Source organism: Johannesbaptistia floridana (assembly GCF_057440575.1).
This window is the reverse complement of record NZ_JALKVM010000188.1, coordinates 1-2330: the sequence shown is the minus strand read 5'-3', so window position 1 is coordinate 2330 and position 2330 is coordinate 1. Positions and strand designations below refer to the sequence as shown.

Annotated in this window: 1 protein-coding gene; it reads right to left on the bottom strand. The window is 33.9% G+C overall.

The window, feature by feature from the left end; genetic code table 11:
• Nucleotides 1-179 precede the first annotated feature (179 nt).
• Nucleotides 180-2099, bottom strand: a complete 1920-nt coding sequence (locus MW688_RS12685) for a leucine-rich repeat domain-containing protein (protein WP_486736375.1) — start codon at nt 2097-2099, stop codon at nt 180-182.
• Between the last annotated feature and the right edge of the window lie 231 nt (nt 2100-2330).

The following is a 2330-nucleotide window of genomic DNA, read 5'->3' as shown; positions in this document are numbered from 1 at the left end:
TAAGCGCGATCGCATTAATTCTTTAACTCATTACTTCAAAACTTCAAAACTCATTCTCATTACTCAAAACTCATTACTCAAAACTCATTACTTCAAAACTCATTACTTCAAAACTCATTACTCAACCCCCACCAGTAACATTAGGTATAGATGCTTTGGTGTGAGTTATAGCTTTCTGTTTAAAGTTTTCGTAGATATTCTCTAATTGCCTCAATGCCCTCTTCGCAAACCTCTTGAGGGGGACTTTCTAGGGGATTCCAACTTAAATTAAGGTTTGTTAAATTAGTCAGTTGACTAAATTCCGACGGGAGACTACTCAGTTGATTATTAATTAAATCAAGGTTTGTTAAATTAGTAAGTTGACTAAATTCCGACCGCAAACTGCTGAGTTGATTCCAACCTAAATCAAGTTTGATTAAATTAGTCAGTTGACTAAATTCCGACGGGAGACTGGTGAGTTGATTCCAACATAAATCCAGGGTAGTTAAATTAGTAAGTTGACCAAATTCTGACGGGAGACTACTCAGTTGATTACTTGCTAAATCAAGGGAGGTTAAATTAGTAAGTTGACCAAATTCTGACGGGAGACTACTCAGTTGATTCGTACTTAAATTAAGGGTAGTTAAATTAGTAAGCTGACCCAATTTTGACGACAAACTGTTCAGGTTATTCCAACTTAAATTAAGGGTAGTTAAATTAGTAATCTGACTAAATTCTGACGGGAGACTACTCAGTTGATTCTTACTTAAATCAAGGGTAGTTAAATTAGTAAGCTGACTAAATTCTGACGGGAGACTACTCAGTTGATTCCAACTTAAATCAAGTCTGGTTAAATTAGTCAGTTTACTAAATTCCGACGGGAGACTACTCAGTTGATTCCTATTTAAATTAAGATAAGTTAAGTTTTTTAGTTGACTAAATTCTGACGGGAGACTACTTAGTTGATTATTACTTAAATCAAGGTAAATTAAGTTCCTTAGTTGACCAAATTCCCACAGGAGACTACTTAGTTGATTTCTACTTAAATCAAGGGTAGTTAAATTAGTCAGTTTACTAAATTCCGACGGCAAACTGCTGAGTTGATTGCCACTTAAATTAAGGTAGGTTAAATTAGTCAGTTTACTAAATTCTAATGGCAGACTACTTAGTTGATTTCTACTTAAATGTAGTTTGGTTAAATTAGTTAGTTGAGTAAATTTCTGCGGGAGATTGCTCAGTTGATTAACACATAAATCAAGTCTGGTTAAATTAGTCAGTTTACTAAATTCTGACGGCAGATTATTGAGTTGATTACCACTTAAATTAAGGGAGGTTAAATTAGTCAGTTGACTAAATTCTGAGGGCAGACTACTCAGTTGATTGCTACTTAAATTAAGGGTGGTTAAATTAGTCAGTTTACTAAATTCTGACGGCAGACTACTCAGTTGATTACCACTTAAATCAAGGGTGGTTAAATTAGTCAGTTTACTAAATTCTGACGGCAGACTACTGAGTTGATTACCACTTAAATTAAGGGAGGTTAAATTAGTCAGTTGAGTCAACTCTGATGGTAGATTGCTCAGTTGATTCCAACTTAAATCAAGGGTAGTTAAATTAGTCAGTTGATTAAATTCTTCTGGCAGACTGCTTAGTTGATTACTTGCTAAATCAAGGGTGGTTAAATTAGTCAGTTGAGTCAACTCTGATGGTAGATTGCTCAGTTGACTCCAACTTAAATCAATACCTAGTCTTTCCCATGATTCAAAAAAGTTTAGAGAGGATTTAAAGTTTTCTTGCCATCGAATTCCTAAGTAATTTAATAGAGGTAAAAGTAATTTTAAGTTCTCAATTTGTCTAAATTCTAAAACTGAACCAAATAGATGTAATTCTTTTAAATTAGTTAACTGACTCAAGGCTTGAGGAATGTTTTGAATTGGATACCAATTGAGATTTAGTATTTTTAACTCAGTTAATTCATAGACTTCCGAAGGAATTTCATTAACTATATTATATTCAATAGAAAATTGCTTATTGAGATTGTTAACACTAAAATCTAGTTCAGTGAGCTTCTGTTGCTTTGCGTTTTGGATTATACACTGAATCCACTCAGGAGTTGACATGAGGCTTAGATAAGTAACTATAATACGATTATATCAATTTTTTGATTATTCTCTTAATCTCACATCTTTCACTAGTACTTATGTACTGGTAGAAGAGGTGATCCAACCTACAATGTCTACGCACTGAGATAATTCGGTGCGTTAAGGGCTTCGCCCTAACACACCCTACAACTATTCCCCTATTAGCGGCAATAGAGGCTAAAATCTTAAAAAACGAGTTATATCCCCAAC